Origin of the sequence: Bradyrhizobium sp. AUGA SZCCT0431, assembly GCF_018131065.1 — a bacterium.
In the GTDB taxonomy this organism is placed as follows: Bacteria; Pseudomonadota; Alphaproteobacteria; order Rhizobiales; family Xanthobacteraceae; genus Bradyrhizobium.
In genome coordinates this window covers 1-20734 of the sequence record NZ_JAFCLR010000008.1, presented here as the reverse complement: position 1 = coordinate 20734, position 20734 = coordinate 1, and the positions used below count along the sequence as shown (strand labels likewise).

Annotated in this window: 13 protein-coding genes; 12 read left to right on the top strand and 1 reads right to left on the bottom strand. The window is 63.7% G+C overall.

What is annotated here, in order from left to right; all coding sequences use genetic code 11:
- Window positions 1-569 precede the first annotated feature (569 nt).
- The 5 genes from JQ567_RS38620 to JQ567_RS09200 all read left to right on the top strand — a co-directional run bounded on the left by JQ567_RS38620 (window position 570) and on the right by JQ567_RS09200 (window position 10522).
- A complete protein-coding gene (locus JQ567_RS38620; RefSeq protein WP_212438526.1) occupies window positions 570-8240 on the top strand; it encodes a cadherin domain-containing protein in 7671 nt (2556 codons plus the stop codon).
- 186 nt (window positions 8241-8426) lie between these two features.
- Window positions 8427-8927, top strand: coding sequence for a tail fiber protein (locus tag JQ567_RS09215; RefSeq protein WP_212438525.1), 501 nt, complete (start codon window positions 8427-8429; stop codon window positions 8925-8927).
- A 9-nt stretch (window positions 8928-8936) separates the two neighbouring features.
- Window positions 8937-9458: a phage tail protein gene (locus JQ567_RS09210; RefSeq protein ID WP_192735572.1), complete on the top strand. Its 522-nt coding sequence runs from the start codon at window positions 8937-8939 to the stop codon at window positions 9456-9458.
- Window positions 9459-9467: 9 nt separating this feature from the next.
- Window positions 9468-9992, top strand: a complete 525-nt coding sequence (locus JQ567_RS09205; RefSeq protein ID WP_212000834.1) for a phage tail protein — start codon at window positions 9468-9470, stop codon at window positions 9990-9992.
- Window positions 9989-10522 carry a GNAT family N-acetyltransferase gene (locus JQ567_RS09200; RefSeq protein ID WP_212438524.1) on the top strand — a complete coding sequence of 178 codons (534 nt, stop codon included), beginning with the start codon at window positions 9989-9991 and terminating at the stop codon, window positions 10520-10522. Before JQ567_RS09205 ends, JQ567_RS09200 begins: the two co-directional genes overlap by 4 nt.
- Before the next feature lie 111 nt (window positions 10523-10633).
- Here the strand turns inward: JQ567_RS09200 and JQ567_RS09195 are convergent, their stop codons facing one another.
- Complete coding sequence (locus JQ567_RS09195) at window positions 10634-10936, bottom strand: DUF6916 family protein (RefSeq protein WP_212438523.1); 303 nt, start codon at window positions 10934-10936, stop codon at window positions 10634-10636.
- Between the two features lie 1185 nt (window positions 10937-12121).
- Here JQ567_RS09195 and JQ567_RS09190 point away from each other — a divergent pair.
- The 7 genes from JQ567_RS09190 (at window position 12122) to JQ567_RS09160 (ending at window position 20633) form a co-directional block, all read left to right on the top strand.
- Entirely contained in the window at window positions 12122-13276 is a 1155-nt protein-coding gene (locus JQ567_RS09190; protein WP_212438522.1) for an iron-containing alcohol dehydrogenase, read from the top strand.
- 15 nt (window positions 13277-13291) lie between these two features.
- Entirely contained in the window at window positions 13292-14842 is a 1551-nt protein-coding gene (locus JQ567_RS09185) for an AMP-binding protein (RefSeq protein ID WP_212438521.1), read from the top strand.
- 301 nt (window positions 14843-15143) lie between these two features.
- On the top strand, window positions 15144-16739 hold the full coding sequence (locus JQ567_RS09180) for an ABC transporter substrate-binding protein (protein ID WP_212438520.1): 1596 nt from the start codon (window positions 15144-15146) through the stop codon (window positions 16737-16739).
- A 39-nt stretch (window positions 16740-16778) separates the two neighbouring features.
- A complete protein-coding gene (locus JQ567_RS09175; RefSeq protein WP_212033553.1) occupies window positions 16779-17726 on the top strand; it encodes an ABC transporter permease in 948 nt (315 codons plus the stop codon).
- 11 nt (window positions 17727-17737) lie between these two features.
- Window positions 17738-18631, top strand: a complete 894-nt coding sequence (locus tag JQ567_RS09170) for an ABC transporter permease (protein WP_192735580.1) — start codon at window positions 17738-17740, stop codon at window positions 18629-18631.
- On the top strand, window positions 18631-19644 hold the full coding sequence (locus JQ567_RS09165) for an ABC transporter ATP-binding protein (protein ID WP_212438519.1): 1014 nt from the start codon (window positions 18631-18633) through the stop codon (window positions 19642-19644). Before JQ567_RS09170 ends, JQ567_RS09165 begins: the two co-directional genes overlap by 1 nt.
- Complete coding sequence (locus JQ567_RS09160; protein WP_212438518.1) at window positions 19641-20633, top strand: ABC transporter ATP-binding protein; 993 nt, start codon at window positions 19641-19643, stop codon at window positions 20631-20633. Before JQ567_RS09165 ends, JQ567_RS09160 begins: the two co-directional genes overlap by 4 nt.
- Window positions 20634-20734: the final 101 nt, after the last annotated feature.

Genomic DNA, 20734 nt, shown 5'->3' with positions numbered 1-20734 from the left:
TGCATGGCGGACGATCACGCCTTGCGCCGGTGCGGGTACTGGGTTCGCACGAATGGGTCAGAAGCGCTGGCCTGAAGGAAATTCGCCGGATTGCGCCATCACCGCCACCGCGCCGGACATGACGAAAACGTGACATCACACAATTGTCGTCGGTCGTGTGGCCCAAAGTTCCAGTCAGGGGGAGCGGACGACCAGCATCCCCTCCGCGTCAAGGTTACCGCCCACGCCCTTATGGTTAATAATTCGCAAACGTTGACTCCAGGTTGTGCCCTCGGCTACGGTCATGGTTGCTAAAGTCTAAATTTTTTTCAGCCGCATTTCTTGAACATTGATTTTTCCCTTTTCGTTGCGGCGTGAGTGAGAGGCGTTTCGGAGTGACGAGCGAGATTTCTGTCGCTGGTAATAAGTCCCCCCGAATAGCCTTTGCAGTCCTCCGTTCAACGGGCGGACCGGGCTGCTGCAACATCGCCCACACCATCCATCAAAACATTCGACGTGTTCACGCATCGCGCTAGCCGCGCGATTGGCTGCGTGACGCGGACAAGAAACTTGCGTTGGGAGTACGAATAATGGCGAACGATTTGCCCCCCGGTTCGATGCCGCCGCCGGTGACCGGCGGTACGCCTCCCGTCGTAAACCCGCCGCCTCCGCCGCCGCCGCCCGGCCCCGGCACGCCTCCCGGTGGCCCCGTCATTATGGTTGGCCCCGGTCCGGCGCCGCCGACAGCCAACACGCCGCCATCGACCGCGACCGACGTCACCGCCGCGGCCAACAATGTCGTCGAAGGCGCCGCCGTCAATACGCTGGTCGGCGTGACCGCGCGCTCGACGGACGCCGAAGGCCAAACCATTACCTACACGCTGGCGTCGGACAGTTCCGGCGGCGGCTTCAAGATCGACGCGGCCACCGGCGTGGTGACGGTCGCCGATCCCGCCAAGATCAACTTCGAGACCGCAGCGGGCCACGCCTACACCATCACGGTGAATTCGTTCGACGGCTTCTCCACCTCGTCGCAGAGCTTCACCATCAACGTGACAGACATTGCGCCCTCGACGCCGGTCGACAGCAATGCCGGCGCCAACACCGTGGCGGAAGGCGCCGCCGCCAACACGCTGGTCGGCATCACCGCCTCCTCCACCGACGTCAACGGACCCGGCGTCACCTACAGCCTGAGCAACAGCGCCAACGGCGCCTTCAAGATCGATGCGGCCACAGGTGTGGTGTCGGTCGCCGATCCCAGCAAGATCGATTTCGAAAGCACCGCGCCCGGCCATACGCTCAACATCACCGCGGTCGCCAGCGACGGCACGCTGTCGAGTTCGCAGAATTTTGCCATCAACGTGACCGACGTTGCGCTGGCGACGCCGGTCGACGGTAACGGCGCCGCCAACAGCGTCGCAGAGGGCGCCGCCAACGGTTCGACCGTCGGCCTCACCGCGATCGCCGCCGATCCGAACGGACCGGCGACGACCTATTCGCTGATCGGCGACACGTCCGCCGGCGGATTCACCATCAACGCCACGACCGGCGTCGTAACGATCGCCGATGCGACCAAGGTCGATTTCGAGACCTCGGGCGGCAGCTATAGCGTCACCGTGCAGGCGGCCAATGGCGTATCCACCACGACGCAGAGCTTCACGATCGGCGTGACGGATGTCGCGCCTGCGACGCCCAACGACACCAACGGCGCAGCCGATACGGTGCTGGAGGGTGTCGCGAACGGCACCGCCGTCGGCATCACGGCCGCATCCTTCGATCCCAACGGCCCGGCGACAACCTTCTCGCTGACCGACAGCGCGGGCGGCAGGTTTGCCATCGACGCCAATACCGGCATCGTCACGGTCGCCAACGGCGCCGCGATCGATTTCGAGACCGCGCCCGGCAATGCCTATGGCATCACGGTGCAGGCGACCTCAGGCGCGCTCAGCAGCACGCAGAATTTTTCGATCGGGGTCGGCAACGTCAACGAGGCGCCGGCGGGCACCGACAAGGCGGTGTCGATCGCCGAAGACAACCCCTATGTCTTCAGCGTCGCAGACTTTGGATTCAGCGATCCCAGCGACAGTGCCGCCCCGAATGCGCTGCTGGCCGTCACGATGACGACCGTGCCGGGTGCCGGCGCCGGCACGCTGACCAACAACGGCGTTACGGTGAATGCGGGCGACTCCGTGTCGGTCGCCGCCATCGCCGCCGGTTTCCTGGTGTTTACACCTGTCCTGAACAGCAATGGATCTCCGTTAGCCACCTTCACCTTCCAGGTCCAGGACAATGGCGGCACCGCCAATAGCGGCGTCGATCTCGACCAGTCGGCCAACACCATCACGATCGACGTCACATCCGTGAACGATGCGCCTGCTGGAACCGACAAGACGATCAGCTCCATCGGGGCCCACACCTTTGCCGCGGCGGATTTCGGCTTCACCGACCCGGTCGATGCCGCGAATGCGGGCGGCGCCAATGCCCTCCAGGCCGTCATCATCACGACGATTCCCGCCGCGGGCACGGGGACACTCGATCTGAATGGCGTGGCAGTCACAGCCGGTCAGTCGATCGCGGTCGCCGACATCGGCGGCCTGGTGTTCACCCCGGTTGGAAACAACGTCGCCACCTTCACCTTCCAGGTGCAGGACAATGGCGGGCTAGCCAACAGCGGCGTCGACACCGATCAATCGCCCAACAATTTTACGATCACGCAGAACGTCGCGCCGATCGTCACCGCCGGCGATACGCTCAACTACACCGAGAACGCGACCAGCGTGGTCGATCCGACCATCACCATCACCGATCCCGACAACGCCAACATGACCGGCGCCAGGGTCGCGATATCAGGCGGGTTCGACAACACCCAGGATGTGTTGAACTTCACGCCCGTCGGCGCCATCACCGGCTCCTATAATCCCGTAACCGGCGTGCTGACCTTGTCGGGGACCGATACGCAAGCCAATTACGAACTGGCGCTGGAGTCGGTCACCTACCAAAACACCAGCGACAATCCCACGACCGTACAGCGCACGTTGAGCTACACCGTCAATGACGGCTCCGTCGATAGCGCCGCGGCAACCGCGACCATCAACGTCCCGGCGGTCAACGACGCGCCGGTGATCACGCCCACCGGCGGCTCCACCGCCTATGTCGAGAACGCGGCCGCCGTCACCATCGATGGGGCGCTCACCGTCACCGACCCCGACAGCCAGATCGTATCCGCCCAGGTCCGGGTCTCCGCCAACTTCCAGGCCGGCGACTCGCTCAATTTCGTCGATCAGAACGGCATTACCGGCGTCTACACCGCCGGCACCGGCGTGCTCGCGCTGAGCGGCACCGCCACGGTCGCCGACTATCAGGCGGCGCTGCGCTCGATCACCTTCAGCAGCACCAGCGACGATCCCGGTGTCAGCAAGACCATCGAATTCAAGGTCAATGATACCGTCGTCGACAGCAACCTCGCGACCAAGACGCTGGCCATCACGCCGGTCAACGACGAGCCGAGCCTGACGACATCAGGGCTCAACCCCGGCTTCACCGAAAACGGCGCCGCGGTCGACCTGTTCTCGACGCCCGTGGTCGCCTCGGCGATCGAGGCCGGTCAGAACCTCAACAGCCTCGTCGTCAACGTCAGCAACGTCGCAGGCGCCACCGACAGCCTGACCATCGACGGCACCATCGTCGAACTCAACAATGGCAATTCGGAAATCACCGCAACCAACGGCATGACCGCCTCGGTGGTGCTCGCCGGCGGCACCGCGACGGTCACGATCTCGAAGGCCGGCGGCGTCTCCGCCGCGATCATGCAGTCCATCGTCGATGGTCTCGCCTACGGCAATATCAGCGAAGATCCGGGTGCGGCCACCCGCGTGGTCACCCTCACCTCGCTGAGCGACACCGGCCCGACCGGCGGCGCCAACGACAATACCGCAGCATTCGGCATCGCATCGTCGGTTGCCGTGACCCCCGTCTACGACGCGCCGGTGATCGACCTCGTCGCCGGCGGCGGCATCGACAACACGGCCACCACAGCGACCTTCAGCGAAGGCGCCGGCCCGCCGTCGACCACGGTCTTCGCCTTGCCGAACCTCGACCTCAATGACCTCGACAGCGCCAACCTGACCGGCGCCACCGTCACCGTCACCGATTTCGTCGGCGGGCAGGATGTGCTGACCGTCTCGGGCAACACCAGCGGCTCGATCGGCGGCGTCAGCTATTCCGTCTCCGGCAACGTGATCACCTTCAGCGGCACCGCCACGGTCGCCGCCTATGAGGCCGCCATCCAGGCGGTGCAGTACAATAATTCGAGCGAGAACCCGGCGCCGGGCGCCCGGCATTTCGACATCCAGGTCACCGACGGCAACGACGCCAGCGTGACCGCGACCGCCACGCTGAACGTGGTCGGCCAGGACGACGCGCCGGTCAACACCATTCCCGCCGACAACGCGGTGCCGACCGCGTTCTCCAATACCGACACCGCGATATCAGGCATCTCGATCGCCGACGTCGATGCCGGCTCGGGCCTGGTCACCACCCAGCTCTCGGTCACCAACGGCACCGTCGCCGTCACCCTGGCGGGCGGCGCCACCATCAGCAGCGGCGCCAACGGCACCGCGACGCTGACGCTGTCCGGCACGGCGGCCGATATCAACGCCACGCTGGCCAACAACGTCACCTTCCACAGCACCGACGGCTTCGCCGGCCAGGCCAACCTCACCGTCGTGACCAATGACGGCGGCAATAGCGGGCTCGGCGGTCCGCTGACCGACACCGACGTCGTTCACATCGGCGTCGTGCCGCAGGTCTGGTTCATCGACAACACCAACTTCGCGGCCAACGGCGCCGGCGGCACCGGCACATCAGCCGATCCGTTCCGCAGCGTCGCCGACTTCAACAATTCCGTGGGTCCCGGCGCCAACGATTACATCGTGGTTCGGACCGGCACCGGAACCTATACCGGCGAGGGCCTCGATCTGCAGAACGGCCAGCAGGTCTGGGGCGCCGGCGAAACGCTCAGCTTCACCAACCCGGTTAACGGCAATGTGGTCAACATTCCGAACGCCGGCACACGGCCGACCATCGACGTGATCGGCGGCGACCAGGGCATCGACCTCGCCTCCAACAACACGATCCGCAACCTCAACATCACGACCGCTTCGGGAACCAGCGGCATCGACGACGGCAACAACGACGTCGGCACCCTCGTCATCAGGAACATGGATATCTCGGGCGCCGGCCAGGCGGTCGATATCGACCAGGGCGGCACGCTCGATGTGCAGCTCGGGACCGTCAGCTCATCGGGCGGCACCCACGGCATCCAGCTCGCGGGCACCGCGGCCGCCGGCACCGGCCTGCTGTCCGGTAGCTTCTCCGCCACCGGCGGCACCATCTCCGGAGCGACCACCGCGGGGTTCATGGTCGGCAACGGCGCCGGCGGCGCCAGCACCGGCGGCACGGCTGTTATCAGCTATGGCGGCTCGATCACCGCGTCGAACGCAGCGTCCGTCGTCAATATTCAGGACCACGCGACCGGGGCTGTTACGCTCACCGGCAACCTGACCCACAACGGCTCCTCGGGAGCCGGCATCGTCCTCGACGACAATTCCAGCAATTTCACCTTCTCCGGCGCGAATCTCAACCTCAATACCGGAACGTCGAACGCCATCAACATCACCGACCAGACCGGCGGCACCACCGTTGCCTTCTCCGGCACCGTCAACATCGACACCACATCCGGCACCGGCGTCAATTTCGCCGGCACCAGCGCCGCCAACGTCAACTTCACCGGCGGCAATCTCACCATCGACACGACCGGCGGGCAAGGTTTCGTTGCCAACGCCACCACCAATGCCACCGTCAACGTCACCGGATCAGGCAATCACATCAACAGCAGCACCGGCACCGCGCTCAACATCACCAGCACCACGATCGGCGCAAGCAACGTCACCTTCCAGGACGTCTCGTCCAACGGCGCGGTCAATGGCATCGTACTCAACACCACCGGCAGCAGCGGACATCTGGTCGTCACCGGCACCGGCACGACGGACGGCACCGGCGGCACCATCCAGAACACCACCGGCCACGCCATCAGCCTGACCAATACGCAGGACGTCACCCTGCGCAATATGAACATCACCGGCGCCGACGGTAACGGCATCAACGGCAACACAATCAACGGCCTGGTGTTGAGCAACCTCAACATCTCCGGCAGCGGCGACTCCACCGCGGGCAATGGCGAGGGCAATATCTATCTGTTCGAACTGACCGGTAACGCCAGCCACGCCACCACCTTCGACGACCTCAACGTCACCAATTCCTATGTCCACAACGTCTTCATCGAGAACACCGGCGGCACGCTGACCGACCTGGTGGTGACCGACAGCACGTTCTCCAACAACGGCGCCTCGACGGTGGCCGGCAGCGAGTTCGTGATCAACCTCGCCACCGGCGGTGTCGCGGGAACGCCGACCGCGACGGTGCATGCCACGCACAATACGTTCAGCGGCAATCTCTCCTCGCCGGCGACCTTCACCGCGACCGGCTTCCAGGGCTCGTCCAACGACGGCACGCTCAACGTTCACCTCGGCGACGGCACCGCCGGCGGCCTCAACACCTTCGACACCAACAATTCCGGCATCACCCTCAGCAGCGCGCTCGCCGGCAATATCAATTTCGACGTCAACAACAACCTCGTTACGCACAATCGCGCGGTCGGCATTGCCGTCAACCATTTCGGTACCGGCACCGTCACCGGCTTCCTGCGCAACAACACGGTCGGCACCCAGGGCGAAGCGGGTTCCGGCGCGCAGATCGGCAACGGCCTCGACCTCCACGACGAGGCCGCCAGCGGCACCATGACGCTGAGCGTCACCAACAACATCATTCAGAGCGTCGGCGGCGGCGGCCTGGGGTTCGAGGGCATCAACGCCCAAGTCGGCGTCGGTGCCCAGAACTCGGCGAGCACCTTCAATCTCACCCTGACCGGCAACACCATCCGCGACATCATCGATGACCGCGGACTCTTCGTGAATAATTTCAACACCGCCGGCCTCAGCGTGATCAACGCGAATATCAGCGGCAACACGTTCTCCAACGCCAACGCCAGCGGCGCCAACACCACCGCGCGCGTCGGCGGCGCGCCCGGAGGGTCCGATCACGTCAACGTCACCCAGGCCAGCGCCGCGGCGCTGGCTGCGGCCAACGGCCTGACCGCAAGCGGCGCACCCGGCAACACGATGCGGGTCGACACCAACGTGTTCTTCAGCCAGCCCGCCCCGCCGTCGCCGCCGCCGACGCCGCAAATGGCGTTGAACGGCCAGGGCCCGGGCAGTTCGGACGTCCTCACGATGGACGCGCTGGCGCCGCTGCTCGCGGTTGCGATTGCGCAATGGGCCGCTGCCGGCGCGTCAGCCGCGCAGATCGAGCAAATGCAGAATGCCCAGATCCGCATCGCGGACCTGCCGAATTCCGGTTTCCTAGCCAACAGCGACGAGCATGGAATCACGATCGACAGCAACGGCGCAGGCTGGGGCTGGTTCGTCGATCCGACGCCGGCCAATAACAGCGAATTCGATACCGTGACTGCGCCGAACCTGCTGACGGCAACCAGCGGAAGCGCCGCCGGTCGTATCGATCTGCTGACGGTGATCGAGCATGAACTCGGTCACGTGATCGGCCTGGAGCATTCGGACATCGCCGGCCTCATGAATGTCGTTCTCGATACCGGCGAACGCAGGTTGCCCGACACGATCGACGTCGCGCTGGCCCCGACCACGACCTTGACGCCGACGATCTCGCTCGGACCGGTGACACCCACCGTGTCAATGGGACCTGCCGCAAATGCCGGCAACGACACCATCGACGCCGGCACGGGCGGCGGCTTCCTGTTCGGCGGCGGCGGCGCGGACAATTTCGTGTTCGCGCATGTCGACGTCCACGCGGCGGCGCCTCCGCCGGTCACGCATGTCGGCGATTACAGCTACGCCGAAGGCGACCGGTTCGACTTTTCCGCGCTGACCTCGCAATTCCACGCGACCGGTTTCAGCGACGGGATGATCGTGCGCGCGGTCGAGGATGGCAGCGGCCAGTTCGCGACGCTGCAGGTGAACGCGAACGACCCCTACGGCCCGCCGGCAGCGGCGAACTGGGTGAGCGTCGCGCAGATCGACGGCGCGCATTCCGGCGACGCCCTGAACGTTCTGATCGACAGCCATTCGGGCGTTCATCTCACCCAGCTCCATGTCGGCTTGCTGGTCTAGAACCAGCAAACGGCGTGTGCCCGTTGACGCCGCAATGGCGTGCTCCGGATCTCCCTGATGCGGCGCCATCCATTACCGATGAATGGCCGCGCCCCTCTCGCGCGCGTCGCCGCAGATTCATCTCGACGGCGAAGATAAGATGAGTTAACACCTTAAGTAGATTGGCTGAAAGCATGGGGAGAGAGCGTGGGTCAACCATACCTGGGTGAAATCAAGCTTATTTCCTGGAATTTTGCGCCGAAGAACTGGGCGTTCTGCAACGGGCAGCTTCTGCCGATCAATCAGAATCAGGCGTTGTTTTCGATACTCCAGACATTCTATGGCGGCGATGGACGGACCACCTTCGCGCTCCCCGATCTGCGCGGGCGAACCGGGCTTCATCAGGCCCCGGGCTTCGTCATCGGCCAGAAAGGCGGCGAGGAGTTTCACACGCTGGTTACCGGCGAAATGGCCGCACATAATCATGGACTGCTCGCATCCGACACGCAGGGCAACGTGAACACGGTGCAGGGCAACATCCTCGCACGTGAGGTTGGCATTCCCTATGGGGGTCTCACCTCTCCAACGACATTGCGTCCCGAGACCGTATCGAACGTCGGCGGTGGCCAGGCTCACGAGAACCGGCAGCCATTTCTCGTGGTCAATTTCATCATTTCCCTGACGGGCATCTACCCGTCGCGAAACTAGAGATTTTCCATGAGCAATCCCTATATCGGCGAAATTCGAATGTTCGGCGGCAACTTTGCACCAGTCGGCTGGGCGTTCTGCGACGGATCCCTGATTGCGATCTCGGAGAACGACGCACTCTTCACCCTGATCGGCACGACCTATGGCGGAGACGGCCAGTCTACTTTCGCCCTGCCCGATTTGCGGGGCCGCCTGCCGATCCATCAGGGACAGGGACCCGGTATCGTGCAATCCTACACCATCGGCGAAACTGGCGGCGTCGAAACGGTTACGCTGACTACCCAGCAGATTCCGATCCACAATCATGCGTTCATGGCCTCGACCGCGATCGCGACGAACCCGAGCCCGAGCGGCAATGTGCTGGCGACCTCGCCAACCATCAGCCCCTTCGTGATCGATGTGGCGGGCCCTCAATTGGTCGCCACCGCCGTCCAAGGCATCGGCTCCAACCATCCACACGACAACATGATGCCTTTCCTGACCGTCAGCTACATCATTTCGCTGTACGGCATTTTTCCGACGCAAAGTTAGAGGCCATCCATGTCAGACCCGTTCGTTGCGGAGATCAGGATATTCGGCGGCGACTTTGCGCCGACAGGATGGGCGTTGTGCAACGGCCAGCTCATGCCGATCTCGCAGAACACGGCCTTGTTTTCCATACTCGGGACCTATTACGGCGGCGACGGAAAATCGACTTTTGCGCTCCCCAACCTGATGGGCTCAGGCGCCATCAGCCAGGGACAAGGGACGGGACTGAGCGATCGCTATCTCGGCGAACCCGGCGGCGGCCAGACGGTAACCCTGTTGCAGGGGAACTTGCCGCTCCACAACCATTTTATCCAGGGCTCGACCGAGAACGCCACGCTCAAGGAGCCCACACCTACCGAATTCCTCTCGCGATCCAAGGCGGGCACCATCTATCAGTCCAACATCGCCAATCTCGTCCAGATGAACGCGCAGACACTGGCGCTTACCGGCAGCTCGCATCCTCATAACAACATGCAGCCGTATCTGACGCTGACCTACATCATCGCCTTGCAGGGCGTTTTCCCGCCGCGCGGATGAACCTGCGGGCCGCCGACATCTCGCCGGTTTCGTTCGGCTGGTTGCGCGCAGCCGGCGCAGGTCTCGGCTTTCGCCGCATCGTCGACACCGATCTGGCGTTCCTCGCCCGGCTGTATGTCTCGACCCGCACCAGCGAACTCGCGGCTTTTCCGTGGAGCGAGGCCGAAAAGGCGACGTTCCTCGACATGCAGTTCCGCGCGCAGCACACGCATTACCAGAGTCAGCATCCCGAAGCCGACCGGCTGGTGGCGATGCGAGCCGGTGAAGACATCGGCCGTCTCTACATCGAACGCTGGTCGAGCCAGCATTGCATCATCGACATAGCGTTCCTCCCCGAACATCGCGGCAAAGGGCTTGGCGAAGCCCTGCTGCGCGACCTGCTGGACGAGGCCGCCGCCGCCGGAAAGGACGTGTCGATCCATGTCGAGAAGTTCAATCCGGCGATGCGGCTTTACCGGCGTCTCGGCTTTGTCACCGAGGAGGACAAGGGCGTCTACGATTTGATGCGGTGGAGAGCGGGGGCGACGTGACGAGCGTAGGGTGGGCAAAGGCGCGCTTGCGCCGTGCCCACCATCTAGATCGCAATCATTATTTACCAATGGTGGGCACGCTTACGCTTTGCCCACCCTACGAATCCCCCCTCACGCAAATATCGCCTGATAACCGCTGCCGCCTTGCAGCGGACCGATCGGCACCAGAAATATTTCCATCACCCCAAGCGCAGGATGCGTCACCGGATAGATCCCCTGCGGCAGCGATGTGCCGGCGGGTGCTGCGAACAGCAGCGAGAACGCCGCGCCTTCCCTCCCGCTCGCGCCCGCCGGATCGGCCTTCACCAGCTTCAGCGGCAGCACACCATCAGATGTCTGCATCTCGAAGTCAGCATCGAGTTGGGTTGCGAAGTCGTCGAGCTTGAGCGTCGCAAGGTCCGGCGATGAAGCCATCAACTATCCCCTTCGGTTGTGCCAAGCCTCTAACATATCGCGGCACGACGCGCCCGGATTTTTGTGCGTGGGTAAAGCGTCATTCCGGGCGCGCGCAGCGCGAGCCCGGAATCTCGAGATTCCCCGGTGCGCAATTGCGCACCTGAGGTCTGGTCCTTCGGACCATCCCGGAATGACAGCTCAATCTAGACGCCACCCTCTCCCCGTCATCGCGAGCGCAGCGAAGCAATCCATATTGCGCCAGGCCGAGGCGTGGATTGCTTCGCGGAGCCTGTCATCGGGCGCGCATTCGCGCGACCCGGTGGCTCGCAATGACGGCTGGGTGCGACATAGTAGCCCGACGGCCGCGCCCGGCGTAGCCTTGGCGACCTGTCCGCCGTAGCTCAACGAGCGAAGGCGGAAGCCGGGGCAACTCAATTCCGATTTTCGGAAGTCATGTCAAGCCCTAAATTTCCGAAAATCAAAAATATTTCCCTTTCCTCCGACCCCAAATCACCTGCACATATTTGCCCATCCCGTCCCACTCAGAGGGGCGTTGGCCATCGTCACAACGAGGGACGGGTAGCGGTGGACGCCGATGTTGCGCTTGACGCGCGCAGCAAAGGCGTACGGTGAAGTCGTGTGGTCCCGACGCCCCGATGCTGGCGTCAAGTTGGCGGGAAGTGTCCCGCCGGCGACGGTGACAACGAGCTCGGCCCGACCGAGGAGAGCACGAAGCAAGCCGTAAAGCCATTGCGCAGGGAATGTCGGATTGCCTCCGCTGCCCTGTATGCTCGTGTGCAGCTTTGTTTGCACTATTCGCACACGAGACCGCGGGTGCAGCGCGCATCCGGCATTCCCTGCGCCCTCTGATTTTCGGGGGCGAAGATTACCTGCAAACCTCGGGCGCAAATGCGCCGCGAGAATGCGAAACTATATCCGCGTGTCGTCCCGGCGAAGGCCGGGACCCATACGCCGCGGCCCATCGGTGAGATCGCCGGCGTCAGAGACCTTCTGCAAACAACAACCGCCGCGGAGTATGGGTCCCGGGTCAAGCCCGGGACGACGCATGGGGGGACCTTTGCCGGGACGACGGGTTGAGTGGCCGGCACCCGCCCACCTCCGCACCATCTTCGTGCATGACGGCCGGAATTTCCTCCGCTAACCTCCCTGCCAACAAAACCAAAATGTCCGGGGAGGACAAGCGTGCATAGAGGGCGTGTGGTATTCGGCGCCATGGATGAGGTCGTATTCGGGCGGCCGGCGTCCGAGGTGATCGTCGAGCAGATGGACCGGCTCGGTGCTGTCAGAGCGTTCCTGATGGTCAGCGGCACGCTCAACCGCGAGACCGACGTCATCAGGAACATTCGCGAAATGCTGGGGCCGCGCTGCGTCGCGACGTTCGACGCGATGCCCGCCCATACGCCGCGGGCGGCCGTGATATCGGCGACCGAACAGGCTCGCGTCGCCAAAGCCGACCTCATCGTCACCATCGGCGGCGGCTCGATCACCGACGGCGCCAAGGCGGTGCAGCTCTGCCTCGCCAATGACATTACGACCGTCGAAGGCATCGACAAAATAAGAGCCGTTGCCGGCGCGCCGCCGCCGATGAACCCGCCGACGGTGCGGCAGATCAGCGTGCCGACGACGATCGCCGGCGGCGAATTCACCGCCAACGCCGGCGTTACCAACGAGCGGACCAAGGTCAAGGAAGCGCTGCGCCATCGGCTGGTGATGCCGCGCGCCGTGATCCTCGATCCCGCGATCGGCCTGCACACGCCGGAATGGCTGTGGCTGTCGACGGGCATCCGCGCCGTCGACCATTGCGTCGAGGGCATCTGCGCGCGCGAGGCGCATCCCTATGCCGACGCCCAGGCGCTGAAGGGGCTTGCGCTGCTGGCGCAGGCGCTGCCTCGGGTGAAGGCCGATGGCCGCGATCTCGACGCGCGGATGGATTGCCAGATCGGGACCTGGCTTTCGACCGGGCCACTGGCCGCGGGCGTACCGATGGGCGCCAGCCACGGCATCGGCTATGTGCTCGGCGCCGAATTCGGCGTGCCGCACGGCCATACCTCCTGTGTGATGCTCCCCGCCGTGATGCGCTGGAACTTATCTGTTAATGCCGAGCGCCAGGCGCTGGTATCAGCCGCGATGGGACATCCGGGCAAGGATGCCAGCGAGGTGCTCGATAAATTCATTCGCGGCCTCGGCATGCCGCGCAGCCTGCGCGCAGTCAAAGTCGGGCCTGAGCACTTCGACCGCATCGCAAAGCAGGCGATGGCGACGCCGTGGGTGCCGCGCAATCCCCGCAAGATTGAAGGGCCGGCACAGGTCCGCGAGATTCTCGAATTGGCTGCCTAGGGAGACGGGAAGTAAATGTACACCGGCAAACATGCTCGACTTCGCCCCCTGCAGCCCGCCTTCATCATGGCCGGCACCGGCGAGACCGTCACCTATCGCGAACTCGACGCGCGCTCCAACCGGCTGGCACATCTGTTTCGCAACCGCGGCCTGAAGCGGCTCGACCATTATTCGATCTTCATGGAGAACAACAGCCGCTATCTCGAAGCCTGCGGCGCCGGCGAACGCTCCGGCCTCTATTACACCTGCGTGAACTCCTACCTCACCGCGAGCGAGCTCGCCTACATCCTGACCAACAGCCAGTCGCGCATCCTGATCACCTCTCGGGAAAAACTCGATGTCGCGCGCGAGGCGTTGCAGGAATGCCCGCAGGTGGAGCTTTGCATCGTCGCCGATGGCGAGGGCGAAAGCGACCGCATCGTCGGTTTGCAGGCAGTCACGGCTGATATGCCGCACACCCCGATATCGGATGAATGCGTCGGCACCGCGATGCTGTATTCCTCCGGCACCACCGGCCGGCCGAAGGGGATTCTGCGCCCGCTGCCGGAACTGCCGGCCGACCAGAATTTGCCGCTGTTCGATTTCCTGGTGAAGATCTGGCAGTACCGCGAGGGCATGATCTATCTGTCACCGGCGCCGCTCTACCACTCGGCGCCGCAGGCCGCCGTCAACCTCACGATCAAGATGGGCGGCACCGCCATCATCATGGAGCGGTTCGATCCCGAACATTATCTCTCGCTGATCCCGAAATGGGGCATCACGCACACTCAGCTGGTGCCGACGATGTTCTCGCGCATGCTCAAGCTGCCGGAGGAGGCGCGTACGCGATACGACCTGTCGTCGCTCGAGATCGCGATCCATGCCGCCGCGCCCTGCCCCGCGGCGGTCAAGGACGACATCATCAAATGGTGGGGGCCGATCATCCACGAATATTACGGCGCCACCGAAGGGCTCGGCTTTACCTCCTGCAACAGCGAGGAGTGGCTGGCCCATCGCGGCACCGTGGGCCGGGTGCTGCTCGGCGATCTGCATATTCTCGACGAGAACATGCAGGCCGTTCCCGTCGGCACGCCGGGCACCGTGTGGTTCAAGACCGCCACCCCGTTCGAATATTTCGGCGACCCGGCCAAGACCCAGGAGGCGCGCACGGCGGACGGCAGTATGAGCACGGTGGGCGATGTCGGCTATGTCGACAATGACGGCTATCTCTATCTCACCGACCGCGCGACCTTCATGATCATCTCCGGCGGCGTCAACATCTACCCGCAGGAGTGCGAGAATTTGCTGATCACCCATCCCAAGATCGCCGATGCCGCCGTGTTCGGCGTGCCCAATCCGGATCTCGGCGAGGAAGTGAAGGCGGTGGTGCAGCCGATGCCGGGCGTTTCGCCGGGGCCTGAACTCGCGGAGGAATTGATCGCGTTCTGCAGCCAGTCGCTGTCGCGCCAAAAAGTGCCGCGCTCGATCGACTTCGAGAAGGAGCTGCCGCGGCTGCCCACCGGCAAACTCTACAAGCGCCTGCTGCGCGACCGCTATTGGGGCAACAAGACCTCGCGGATCGTGTGAGCGGCGCCGATTGACAAACACGCGACCGCGTTGATGCGAAATAGGCCGGAACGTGACGGCGTGAACGCTCGGGTGAGGCATTATGGCGCGATCATCTTGTGTGCGTCGCAACGACGGCGGCAATTGCTGACCCATTTCCGTGCAAATCGCCGCAAAAGGCAGGCCAGTTCCGCCATACGGAGTTTCGGTAGTTCGAATTGCCAACCTCCGCACGGCTCTGGCCGGTTGCCCGGCAGGATGGTCATGCTATCGTCGGCGGCAATCGGCCATTTGAGACCGAACATTCTCGGGAGGGGACACCATGCGGAGCGTGCGAACGCTTGCCGTCGCGGCGTTGTTATTGCTGCCGGCCTACCATGTTGCATCGGCAGGCGAGCCCAAGCAGGGCGGCATCCTCAAGGTCTATCACCGCGACAGTCCGGCCAGCGCCTCGATCCACGAGGAGGCGACCTATTCGGTCAACATTCCCTTCATGCCGGTCTTCAACAACCTCGTGATCTACAAGCAGGACGTCCCGCAGAACTCCATGGAATCGATCGTCCCTGATCTTGCGGAGAGCTGGGCCTGGAGCGGCGACAAGAAGAAGCTCACCTTCAAGCTGCGGCAGGGCGTCAAATGGCACGACGGCAAGCCGTTCACCTCCGCCGACGTCAAATGCACCTTCGACATGCTGATGGGCAAGTCGCAGCAGAAGTTCCGCAAGAACCCGCGAAAATCCTGGTATGACGAGGTCGTCGACGTCACCACGTCAGGCGATTTCGAGGCGTCGTTCAACCTGAAACGGCCGCAGCCGGCGCTGCTGGCGCTGCTCGCCTCCGGCTATACGCCGGTCTATCCCTGCCACGTCTCGCCCGGCGACATGCGCACCAAGCCGACCGGCACCGGCCCGTTCAAATTCGTCGAGTTCAAGGCCAACGAATCGATCAAGCTGACGCGCAACCCGGATTACTGGAAGAAGGGCCTGCCGTATCTCGACGGCATGGAATTCACCATCATCACCAACCGGTCGACCGCCATTCTCGGCTTTATTTCCGGCCAGTTCGACATGACGTTCCCGACCGAAGTGTCGATCCCGCTGCTCAAGGACGTCAAGAAGCAGTCGCCGAACGCCGTGTGCGTCGTCGAGCCGATCAACGTCTCGACCAACATCATCGTCAACTCGTCCTCGCCGCCGTTTGACAGCCTGGATATCCGCCGCGCGATGGCGCTGGCGATCGACCGCAAGGCGTTCGTCTCGATCCTGTTCGAAGGACAGGCGGATATCGGCGGCACCATGCTTCCCGCCCCGGGTGGGTTGTGGGCGATGCCGAAGGAGATGCTGGAGACGATCCCGGGCTACGGCCCCGACATCAACGCCAACCGGGAAGAAGCGCGCAAGCTGATGCAGAAGGCGGGCTTTGGACCGGACAAGCGGCTCGCGGTCAAGGTCGCAACGCGCAACATTCCGATCTATCGCGACCCCGCCATCATCCTGATCGATCAGCTCAAGAGCATCTATATCGACGGCGAGCTTGACGTGGTCGAGACGGCGAACTGGTTCTCGAAAGTCGCACGCAAGGATTATGCGCTCGGCCTCAATCTGACCGGCAATGCGGTCGACGATCCCGACCAGTCGTTCTACGAGAACTATTCCTGCGGCTCGGAGCGCAACTACACCAATTACTGCAACAAGGACATCGAGAAGCTGTTCAGCGAGCAGTCCCAGGAAACCGACGTCGCGAAGCGCAAGAAAATCGTCTGGGAAATCGACAAGAAGCTGCAGGAGGACGTCGCCCGCCCGATCATCTACCACGGCCGCTCGGGTTCGTGCTGGCAGCCCTACGTCAAGGGCATCACCATCATGGTGAACAGCTCCTATAACGGCTATCGTTACGAGGATGTATGGATGGACAAGTAGCGTCCGCCATTACGTCGGCCGGCCAGGGAGAATAGCCAGGTGTTTGCTTATATCGTGCGACGCCTCGCCTTGATGTTCGTGACCCTGATCGGGATCTCGATCATCATCTTCGTGCTGCTGCGCGTCGTCCCCGGCAATATCGTCGACATCCTGTTCGACGCGGCGGGATTCGTCGATCCCGCCGACAAGGCCAATCTTGAAAAGGAACTCGGTCTCAGCGACCCGATCGTGGTGCAATATTTCCGCTGGATCGGCGGGTTGCTGCACGGCGATCTCGGCTATTCCTATGTGTCGGAAAAACCGGCGCTGCAGGAGATCCTGCCGCGGATTCCGATCACGGCGCGGCTGGCGGGGCTGGCGCTGCTGTTCTCCGCAGCGATCGGCATTCCCCTCGGCGTCATCAGCGCCGTTCACCAGGGCACAAGGCTCGATTATGCCTTGCGTATCGTCAGCCTGAGCGGGCTGTCGCTGCCCTCGTTCTGGCTCGGACTGCTGATCCTGATGGCGTCGGTTTCGATGTTCGGAACCATGCCGATCTTCAACCCCAACCCAAAAACCTGGACCGAAGCGATCGCCATCTACTGCGTTCCGGCGATGGCGGTCGGCTTTCGCAGCGCCGCCCTGACGATGCGCATCACGCGTTCCTCGATGCTGGAAATCCTGCGCCAGGATTTTATCCGCACCGCGCGCGCCAAGGGCGCCTCGGAAAATTCGGTCAATTATCGCCATGCGCTGAAAAACGCCATCCTGCCCGTCATCACCGTGATCGGCATCGAGGCCGCTTTCCTGATCGGCGGACTGATCGTCACCGAAACCGTGTTCAATATCCCGGGCATCGCCCGCTTCCTGGTCGAGGCGCTGCGCTGGCGCGACTACCCGATCGTGCAGAACCTCGTAATGCTGATCGCCGTCGTCGTGGTCTTCGCCAACTTCACCGTCGACCTGCTGTACGCCGCGATCGATCCGCGCATCCGCTATGGGGATTAGGAGAGCTGAGTTTGGCCGTGGTCAATTACGATAGCGAACTGAAACGCGCCGGCGCCCATTCGACGCATGGCTGGCGCCGGCTGACGTTTCTCGCGCAACGCTACATGCTCGGCACCATCGGCCTCTTCATCATGGTGATGTTCGTCTGGGTGGCGATATCGGCCGATTTGATCTGCCGCTTCAGCCCGCTCAGCGTCGATTCCACGCACCGGCTGGCGGCGCCCGACGCCGTCCATTGGCTGGGTACCGATTCGTTCGGCCGCGATGTCTGGAGCCGGATCGTCCATGGCGCCCGGATTTCACTGGCCGTCGGCATCGGCGCCACGCTGCTGGGCTCGACGCTCGGCGTTATCGTCGGCCTCGTCTCCGGCTATCTCTCGGGCTGGGTCGATTTGCTGTTCCAGCGTGTGACCGACATCCTGCAGGCCCTGCCGCTGCTGGTGCTGGCGCTGGTCATGACGGCGGCCCTGGGGCCGTCGCTGCCGAACGTCATCATCGCGATCGCGATCCCGCTGATTCCGACGGTGGCCCGCGTCATCCGCGCCAACACGCTGGCGCTGCGCGAACTGCCGTTCGTCGAAGCCGCCAAGTCGATCGGCATGAGCGAAACGCGCATCGCGATTCGCCACGTGCTGCCGAACACACTGGCGCCGCTGATCGTGCTGGCGACCGCGCAGCTCGGCTCCACCATCCTCACCGAGGCCTCGCTGTCGTTCCTTGGCCTCGGCATTCCCGAGCCCTATCCGTCATGGGGCCGCATGCTGTCCGAATCGGCGGCGGAATATGTCCGCACCGCGCCGTGGCTGGTGATCTTCCCCGGCGTCGCGATCAGCCTTGCGGTGTTCGGCACCAATTTGTTCGGCGACGCGCTGCGCGACATTCTCGATCCGAGGCAGCGCGGCTGATGGCGCTGGCACGGGCGGATGAGACGGTTCTCGATGTGAAGAACCTGCAGACGGTGTTCTTCACCAATTCAGGCCTGTTCCGGGCGGTCGATGACGTATCGTTCCACGTCCGCCGCGGCGAGACGCTGGCGATCGTCGGCGAATCCGGCTGCGGCAAGAGCGTCAGCGCGCTGTCGATCATGCGGCTGGTGCCGGACCCGCCGGGCCGGATCGTCGGCGGCTCGGTGACACTCGAAGGCACCGACCTGCTCGGCATTGACGAAGCGGACATGCGCAAGATCCGCGGCAACCGGATGTCGATGATCTTCCAGGAGCCGATGACCTCGCTCAATCCGGTGATGCGGATCGGCGACCAGATCACCGAGGTGGTGCGCCTGCACCAGGACATGACGGCGAAGGAAGCGTGGGCGAAAGCCGTCGAAATGCTGCGCCTCGTCCGCATTCCCGAGCCGGAGCGCCGCGCGCATGAATATCCGCACCAGCTTTCCGGCGGCATGCGCCAGCGCGCGATGATCGCGATGGCGCTGGCGTGCCGCCCGGCGCTGTTGATCGCGGACGAGCCGACCACCGCGCTCGATGTCACGATCCAGGCGCAAATTCTGGCGCTGATCGTCGACCTGCAAAAGACCCTCGGCACCGGGCTGATCCTGATCACCCACGATCTCGGCGTAGTCGCGCAGACCGCGCAGCGCGTCATCGTGATGTATGCCGGCAAGAAGGTCGAGGAGGCGACCGTCGAGGCGCTGTTCGAGAATCCACGGCATCCCTACACCCGCGGCCTGATGGCCTCGATGCCGGCGGTGATTTCGCTTGGCGCGAAAGAGGATGTCAGGTTGAACGAAATTCCCGGCATGGTGCCGTCGCTGACCAATTTGCCGCCGGGCTGCGCCTTTGCGCCGCGCTGTCCGTTCGCGATCGACCGCTGCCGCGCCGAATATCCGCCGCTACTGGATTTCGGCGACAATCATTTTGCGGCCTGCTGGCGCGCGGCGGAAATGGTGGCCGCGCCATGACCGACGAAACGCCCCTTTTGGAAGTCACCGACCTCGTCAAGCATTACCCGGTGCGCGGCGGCATCCTGCGCCGGCGCATCGGCACCGTGCATTCGGTCGACGGCGTCAGCTTCTCGGTGGGTAAAGGCGAGACGCTCGGGCTGGTTGGAGAATCCGGCTGCGGCAAGTCGACGGTGGCGCGCAGCGTGCTGCGGCTGGTGGAGCCGACCAGCGGCGCCATCAAGCTGAACGGCACTGATATCACCAACCTCAGCAAGACGGATCTGCGGCCGCATCGGCGCTCGATGCAGATCGTGTTCCAGGATCCGTTCGCTTCGCTCAATCCGCGCATGACCGCCGGCGAGATCGTCGGCGAACCGCTTGGCGTCCACGGCCTAGCCACCGGCGCCAAGCAGCAGGAACGGGTCGCCGAACTGTTCGCCCAGGTCGGCCTGCGGGCGGACCAGATGAAGAACTATCCGCATCAGTTCTCCGGCGGACAGCGGCAGCGCATCTGCATTGCCCGCGCGCTGTCGCTCGGGCCTAGCCTGATCGTGTGCGACGAACCGGTATCGGCGCTCGACGTCTCGATCCAGGCGCAGGTGATCAATCTCTTGATCGACCTGCAGCGCAAGAATAATTTTTCATATTTGTTCATCGCCCATGACCTCGCCGTGGTCGCCCATATCAGCCACCGCGTCGCGGTGATGTATCTCGGCCGCATCGTCGAGATCGCCGACAAGACCGAGTTGTTCGCCAACCCGCGTCATCCCTATACGCAGGCGCTTTTGGCCTCGGTGCCGGTCGCCAATCCCAAAGCGAAGAAGCTGGCGCCTGTCATCGATGGCGACGTGCCAAGCCCGATCAACCCGCCGTCGGGCTGCGCCTTCCACACCCGCTGCCGCTACGTGATGGACCGCTGCAAAGTGGAGCGTCCCGTGCTGGCCGACGCCGGCGCGCGGCATCAGGTGGCGTGCTGGCTCAATGAGGGCACGGGGCGCGCGGAGTAAAAACTCCATCGTCGTCCCGGCGAACGCCCTAGTGCATGCACACATCTCTGAGGCTCCATCCTGCGGCGGCGGCGTGGAAGTATTCGAGGCCGTGCTTCATG